Source organism: Mycobacterium sp. (genome assembly GCF_049278535.1).
Lineage (GTDB): Bacteria > Actinomycetota > Actinomycetes > Mycobacteriales > Mycobacteriaceae > Mycobacterium.
The window spans coordinates 1-7,315 of record NZ_JBAPMI010000085.1; the positions used below are offsets into that span (position 1 = coordinate 1).

6 protein-coding genes and 1 tRNA gene are annotated in these 7,315 nt (G+C 67.7%); 5 read left to right on the forward strand and 2 right to left on the reverse strand.

Annotated features, from left to right (window positions below; translation table 11 throughout):
• Together WAO18_RS05485 and WAO18_RS05490 are read left to right on the forward strand one after the other, a co-directional pair.
• The coding region (locus WAO18_RS05485; RefSeq protein ID WP_422204530.1) for a topoisomerase C-terminal repeat-containing protein at positions 1–1,247 on the forward strand (1,247 nt) is incomplete at its 5' end.
• A gap of 152 nt (positions 1,248–1,399) precedes the next feature.
• Entirely contained in the window at positions 1,400–1,810 is a 411-nt protein-coding gene (locus WAO18_RS05490) for a hypothetical protein (RefSeq protein ID WP_422204531.1), read from the forward strand.
• Here the strand turns inward: WAO18_RS05490 and WAO18_RS05495 are convergent.
• Positions 1,807–3,426 (reverse strand): adenylate/guanylate cyclase domain-containing protein, encoded by a 1,620-nt coding sequence (locus WAO18_RS05495; protein ID WP_422204533.1) that lies wholly within the window; start codon positions 3,424–3,426, stop codon positions 1,807–1,809. The genes WAO18_RS05490 and WAO18_RS05495 overlap by 4 nt on opposite strands.
• Before the next feature lie 74 nt (positions 3,427–3,500).
• Between WAO18_RS05495 and WAO18_RS05500 the strand changes: the two genes are divergently transcribed.
• Both WAO18_RS05500 and WAO18_RS05505 read left to right on the forward strand, forming a co-directional pair.
• A complete protein-coding gene (locus tag WAO18_RS05500; protein ID WP_422204534.1) occupies positions 3,501–4,697 on the forward strand; it encodes a DNA polymerase III subunit delta' in 1,197 nt (398 codons plus the stop codon).
• Between the two features lie 52 nt (positions 4,698–4,749).
• Positions 4,750–4,825 (forward strand) — tRNA-Thr (locus WAO18_RS05505).
• A 12-nt stretch (positions 4,826–4,837) separates the two neighbouring features.
• On the opposite strand, the gene WAO18_RS05510 is transcribed toward WAO18_RS05505, so the two are convergent.
• Positions 4,838–6,667 carry a hypothetical protein gene (locus WAO18_RS05510; protein ID WP_422204535.1) on the reverse strand — a complete coding sequence of 610 codons (1,830 nt, stop codon included), beginning with the start codon at positions 6,665–6,667 and terminating at the stop codon, positions 4,838–4,840.
• On the opposite strand from WAO18_RS05510, the gene WAO18_RS05515 reads away from it, so the two are divergent.
• The coding region (locus WAO18_RS05515) for an NAD-dependent epimerase/dehydratase family protein (RefSeq protein WP_422204537.1) at positions 6,633–7,315 on the forward strand (683 nt) is incomplete at its 3' end. The genes WAO18_RS05510 and WAO18_RS05515 overlap by 35 nt on opposite strands.

Below are 7,315 nucleotides of genomic sequence, written 5' to 3' on the forward strand. Positions count from 1 at the left end.
CTCTCGAAGAGCTGGGCATTGGCCGGCCGTCGACGTATTCATCGATCATCAAGACCATCCAGGACCGCGGTTACGTGCACAAGAAGGGCAGCGCGCTGGTGCCGTCCTGGGTCGCGTTCGCCGTCACGGGTTTGCTGGAGCAGCACTTCGGCCGGCTGGTCGACTACGGCTTCACCGCGGCGATGGAGGACGAACTCGACGCGATCGCGTCGGGCACCGAGCGACGCACCAACTGGCTGAACAACTTCTACTTCGGTGGCGACCACGGCGTGGCCGATTCGGTGGCGCGGTCAGGCGGCCTGAAGAAACTCGTCGGCGTCAACCTCGAAGGCATCGACGCGCGAGAAGTCAACTCCATCAAGCTCTTTGACGATGCGCAGGGTCGCGCCGTCAATGTGCGGGTCGGCAAGAACGGTCCGTATCTGGAGCGGATGGTGGTCGGCGACGACGGTGAACCGACACCGCAGCGGGCCAACCTGAACGACTCACTGACCCCCGACGAGCTGACCCTCGATGTCGCCGAGGAACTCTTCGCCACGCCGCAAGAGGGACGAACGCTCGGCGTCGACCCGGACACCGGACACGAGATCGTCGCCAAGGATGGTCGTTACGGTCCGTACGTCACCGAGGTGCTGCCAAAGCCGGATGACGATGACGGCGCTGCCGGACAACCGGCCAAGAAGGGCAAGAAGCCGACTGGCCCCAAGCCGCGGACCGGATCGCTGCTGCGCAGCATGGATCTGCAGACCGTGACGCTCGAGGACGCGTTGAAGCTGCTGTCGCTGCCGCGGGTGGTCGGCGTCGACCCCGACTCCAAAGAGGAGATCACCGCTCAGAACGGTCGCTACGGCCCATACCTCAAGCGCGGCACAGACTCTCGTTCATTGGCGACCGAAGACCAGATATTCGACGTCACCCTCGAAGAGGCGCTGAAGCTCTACGCCGAGCCCAAGCGGCGTGGCCGTCAGGGTGCCGCGGCGCCGCCGCTGCGCGAACTGGGCAACGACCCGGCGTCGGGCAAGCCGATGGTGATCAAGGACGGCCGATTCGGTCCATATGTCACCGACGGCGAGACCAACGCGAGCCTGCGCAAGGGCGACGACGTGCTGTCGATCACCGACGAGCGCGCTGCCGAGCTGCTGGCCGACCGGCGGGCCCGCGGCCCGGTGAAGCGGACGGCCAAGAAAACCGCGAAAAAAGCGCCCGCCAAGAAATCGGGCACGAAGAAAGCCGCCAAGCGCAGCTAGCAGGGCAAATGCGGCGTCACGCGCGTGCTCGGGGATCTCAGGGTTCTTTCGTCGGGATTTTCGAAAAATAACTGGTGATTCTCAGCCAGTTCTCAGGTACAGTGTCCTTACATCTGCCGTGGAGCCACCACGTCGTCGCTAAGGAGAGAGTCATGCGACCCGCTGTCCGATACTGCATCACCGCTGGTGCTGCGATCGTCGGCGTCAGCGTTCTGATCGCGGCCCCGTCGTCGCCGCCGCTGCGCGACGTCCAGGTGCCCGCGATGCAACTCTCGAACAACCAGCACGACAACCCCGACGCGACCACCCCCTCTGTGGCGGACTTGCTGCAGGTCATGGGTGGCGCGGAGAGCCCGGTGGTGGTGCAGAACATCACCGAGTCCGACGCCGGAGTGCTCGAGGGCGGTCAGCCGTCGAACATGCCGGGCCTCAGCGACCTGTTGAACCTGGGCAACGACCCCGTCGGTATTCCGGACCCGCAGGGCAAGTCGTTCATCATCGGCCCGCTGCTGCCCAGCGACCTGAGCCCGGCGCCGGCAGCCCCGCCGGCCCCAGCCGGCTAGCCCCTGACTTCGCTGGACACTTCTTCGGGCGCGGCAAGATTCAGCGGCCGGGCCAACTGAGTCGGTGCGGTCCGTCCGCGTAGCGCGACCACCTCGGCCACATCCCAGCACAGCGCCTCGGCATCGAGCGCGCCGCTGACCGCGACCGCCGACGCCAGCACGTGGCCGTCTTCGAGCTTGGCCAGCTCGGTGAGCCGGGCCGCCTCGTTGACCGGGTCACCGATCACGGTGTACTCGAATCGGGCCAGCGCGCCGATGTGGCCCGCGATCGCGCGACCGGACGACACGCCGATGCCGAACTCCGCCGACCCGATCACCGGCAGCAGCTCGTCGTGCAGCTCGCGGGCGGCGGCCAGCGCCCCGCCGGACGCATCGGGGTGCTCGATCGGCGCCCCGAAGATGGCCAATGCGGCGTCACCCTGAAACTTGTTGACGAATCCGCCGTGCCGCCCGACGGTGTCCACCACCACCCGGAAGAACTCGTTGAGCATGCTGACGACTTCGGCGGGTGGTCGCGTCGACGCCAGTTTCGTGGAGCCAACCAGGTCGACGAACAGCACCGCGACGTCGCGTTCCTGGCCGCCCAGCTCGGTGCCGCGCTCCAGCGCACGCCGGGCGACGTCTTCGCCGACATAGCGGCCGAACAGGTCGCGTAGCCGCTGCCGCTCGGACAGGTCGCGGACCATGTCGTTGAAGCCGGCCTGCAGCAGGCCCAGCTCGCTGGCGTCGTAGATCTGCATGTGCGCGTTGTAATTACCCCGCTGCACCTCGCCAAGCGCCCAGCGGAGCTGACGCAGCGGGTCGGCGATCGACATGGCCACCAGCAGCGTGCTGGCCAGCCCGATGCCCAGCGCCAGAATGGCCAGCAGCAGGATCGGGTTCAACAGCTTCTCGGGCGGCCCGTGCAGGTACGCAGCCTTGTCGCCGACCACGGCCAGCACGATCGCCAGCAGCGGCACTCCGGTGGACAGCGCCCAGGCCAGCATCTGGCGTCCGATCACCCCCGATGCCCGGATGTTCTCCGGCAGCCCGCCGCGCAGCGCGGCAACGGCGACTGGGCGCAGCACTCGCTCGGACTGCAGATAGCCGATGATCGCGGTGGCGGTGGCGCCCAGGGCGGTGGCGACGGCCACCACCGGTGCGGCGTGCTTGGCCACCGGCCAGCTGGCGACGATGAAGATCACGCCGCCGATGAGCCAGGAGGCCAGGTTGATCACCGTGCGGTAGAACGGGGTCCGAAGCGCGCGGCTGCGAGCCAGCTCGGTGGCTGCCGGGTCGCTGTCGGCGAGCAGACTGTCGCGGCGCTGCCAGCGAAACACCGGCACCAGGGAACGTGCGCTGATCGCGGTTCCGAGCAGGAACAGCACCACGACCGACCCGGCGAAGGTGGCCAGGTTGAGGGCCGGCAGTCGTTGCAGTTCGATGCGGTCTTCGGGGGGCAGTCCGTAACGCAGGAAGCCCAGCACCAGCAGCGCGCCGATGATGTCGGCCTGCAGTTGGCTGAGCATGAACACCGGCCAGGGTGTGCGCACGAGCCACTGGACGAATCCGCTGATTCGTCCAGGAAGGGTCCCCGCCGTGCTCACCTGCCCACCGTATCGGTCAGCGGGGACCAAAAAGTACTCAAAACGGCAGTGTGTGGGCCCTGATCGGGCGGTGCCGTCAGCGGTGGCCACTACTGTTGCCGGTGATGTCACGGGTATTCGCACGGCTGGTTGGTCAGGAGTCGGTGGAGGCCGACCTGGTGGCCGCCGCCGCTGCCGCCCGCGGTGATTCGACTCACAGCGCCGCGATGACGCATGCCTGGCTGATCACCGGGCCGCCCGGTTCGGGGCGTTCGGTGGCCGCGTTGTGTTTCGCGGCGGCATTGCAGTGCACTTCCGAAGGGCTGCCCGGCTGCGGAGAATGCCGATCCTGCACGACGACGATGGCCGGCACGCACGGCGACGTGCGACGCGTCATCCCCGAGGGGCTGTCCATCGGGGTCGACGACATGCGCGCGATCGTCCAGATCGCCTCGCGTCGGCCCAGCACCGGGCGTTGGCAGATCGTCCTGGTCGAGGACGCCGACCGGCTGACTGAAGGCGCGGCGAACGCTTTGTTGAAGGTGGTCGAGGAGCCGCCGCCGCGCACGGTGTTTCTGCTCTGCGCGCCGTCGGTGGACCCCGAGGACATCGCGATCACGCTGCGGTCGCGGTGCCGGCATATCGCGCTGGTGACGCCGCCGCCAGATGCCATCGCGCAGGTTCTGATCGACAGCGACGGGCTGTCGGCCGAGACCGCGAACTGGGCGGCGTCGGTCAGTGGCGGCCACGTGGGACGGGCGCGACGGCTGGCCACCGACCCGGAGGCGCGCGAGCGCCGGCTACAGGCGCTGGGGCTGGCCCGTGACGCGGCGACAAGGTCGAAGGCGTTCGGCGCCGCCGAGGCGCTGGTCGCCGCCGCAGAAGCCGAAGCCGCCGTACTGACCGCCGGGCGCGACGAAGCCGAGACCGAGGAGTTGCGGACCGCGCTGGGCGCGGGCGGTACCGGCAAGGGCACCGCCGGTGCGCTGCGCGGTGCGACCGGAGCGATCAAAGACCTTGAGCGACGGCAGAAGTCGCGTCAGACCCGGGCGTCGCGAGATGCCTTGGACCGCGCGCTGATCGACCTGGCAACCTACTTCCGCGACGCCCTGCTGGTGTCCGCCAGCGCCGGAGGCGTACGGACCAACCACCCCGATATGGCCGCGCAGATCGCCGCGATGGCAGCCCACGTGCCGGCCGATCGACTGCTGTGCTGCATCGAAGCCGTGCTGGAGTGCCGCGAGGCGCTGGCCATCAACGTCAAGCCCAAGTTCGCCGTCGACGCGATGGTCGCCACGATCGGTCAGGCGTTGCGCGACTGAACTTGGGTGTGCGCGCGGCCCTGCCGTAGACTCGTCCCGCCCAACAGGGCGCGCCACCTTAGCTCAGTCGGTAGAGCGGCTCACTCGTAATGAGCAGGTCAGGAGTTCGATTCTCCTAGGTGGCTCCATCTTTGCCCACATCAGCGCGGCAGTGCGAAACCTACCGGCCCGGCCGCGATGCACACGCTCAGCGACGCCGTGTTGGCTCGCATCTGGATTGCGTTGCCCGCGCCGGGTAGTCGGACGAAGACCCGGTTGAGCCCGGGATGCACGCGAACCCGAATGTCGGGTCCCTCGGACAGCGACATCGTCATCGACCCGTCGCTGTTGGCCAGGTAATTGATCTCGGCCGTCCAGTCCGTTGGTAGCAGCGGGCCGTCGAGACCAACCTGAACCGGCCGGTCGGGCTGCACCAGGTACCCGCACTGCGGCACCGGGCCGGGCGCCATCGCGCGCACCCAGGTCACCTGCGCGTCGACCAATCGGCCCTGGCTGTCCAGGGTTTTCAATTGCATTGTCGAAGAGGCGAATTCGGGACGGTCGCGCAGCAATGCGAACATGTGGCTGGTCAGATTGTCCGGCCAGGCCACCCGTCCGAGCACCAGTGGATCGACCTCCTGATCGAGCAGCGGCGCACTCGAATTCCTCTGCGCGGCAGCCAGATCGCGGCGGGCGTTCTGCAGATACGGCTGCGCCGGGTTGTCTTCCCAGGACGTGAGAAACGTTGCTGTCGAATAACAACTGCTCGCCACGAACGACGCGGCCAATGCAGACGTGACTGCCGTGCGGGCTGCCGACGCGTCAAGCCACCGGGACGACGGAAGGTTGGGCGCGCAGAATCCGACCGCGGCCAGCAACGCCAGCACCACGACGAGATCCGGGAAATAGCGCAAGGTTTGGGCCAGCTCGAGCGCGGTGAACCGCGACGAGCGCATCAAGTAGATCGGCACCTGGCAGGCGACCACGTAGCCGGCCGCTGTCAACCACAGCGGCACGATGCGCTGTTTGCGGGCCAGTGAGATCCCCAGCGCGGCGGCCAGTGCCAGCCAGCCCAGCGCCTTGACTAATGTTGGCGGAACGGCCCACGGCGAGGCCGGTGCCCATCTGCCCCAAGCCCACGGGCCACCGGCCAGCCCAGGGACGATGCCGTGAGTTACTGAGCGGCACAACAGATCCCACGTCATCGTCAGATCCGAACTCCACCTGTGCTGGTTCACTACAGCCAGATAGACCACAACCCAGATACCGGTCAGCGCCAGTGCTGCCAACCACAATCGGATGCCGGCCCGCCACACCGTCCGTATCGCGGATCGATCGCCCTGCACGTAACACAGCAGCGCCGCGACGGCGAACGCGACAAACGGGCTCACCGCCGTCTTTTCGAAGAACAGCAGCCCACCGAGGTAGGTCAGCACGCCGGTCACCGCGTACCGCTGATTTCCGGTGCGGATCAACAGGATCGCGTCGGCGCAGAGCCAGGCCAGCGCGGCCAGCATCGGCAGCGAGTTCAGCGCAGCCGCCCACCAGGCGAACCCGGGCACGCCGAGCGGCGTGAACAGCGCAAAAGTCAGTGGCACGAGCAACACCGGCCGCCAGCCGAGAATCACGTACAGAGCGCGCAGCAAGGCCAGCGATGCCAGCAGTTGCAGCACCAGCAGGCTGATCGCCGGGCCGACCCAATTCAGCGGCGCGAGCCGGGTGATGGCGCCGGCGACCAGGAACGCGGCCGGCATGACGTGTCCGTCGTGGTCGTCGAACAGCAAAGACGGCGACAGCAGGCCGTGCGTGCCGGCCCGGCCGACCAGGATCAGGTCGTCCCAGTAGAAGTAACCGCGAAATGCCAGCACCCCGCGGATGACGAGCTGCACCACGATGAGCAACGCCGCGGCCAGCGCCACCTTCGGTATTCCGGCGGCCCGTCGGTATGGTGGGCCGGTGCGCGCACTGGTCACCGGGGCTGCCGGGTTCATCGGGTCGACGCTAGTCGACCGGTTGCTGAGCGACGGGCATCGCGTCGTCGGCCTGGATAACTACGCCTCGGGGCGGGCCACCAACCTCGAGCATCTGGCCGACAATCCGGAGTTCGCTTTCGTCGAGGCCGACATCGTCACGGCCGATCTGCCGGCGATCTTCGACGAGCACCGCCCGGAGGTGGTGTTCCACCTAGCCGCGCAGATCGATGTGCGACACTCGGTGGCCGACCCGCAGTTCGACGCGTCGGTCAACGTGATCGGCACCGTGCGGTTGGCTGACGCTTCGCGGCAGACCGGGGTGCGCAAAGTGGTGCACACGTCGTCGGGTGGATCGATCTACGGGACGCCGCCGACTTATCCGACTAGTGAGGCCGTGCCCACCGACCCAGCATCGCCGTACGCCGCGGGCAAGGTGGCCGGCGAGATCTACCTCAATACGTTCCGGCATCTGTACGACCTGGAGTGCTCGCACATCGCACCGGCCAATGTCTATGGGCCACGCCAGGATCCGCATGGCGAGGCGGGGGTGGTGGCGATCTTCGCGCAGGCGCTGCTATCCGGGAAGCCCACCAAGGTGTTCGGCGACGGCTCCAACACCCGCGACTACGTATTCGTTGACGACGTGGTGGACGCGTTCGTCAAAGC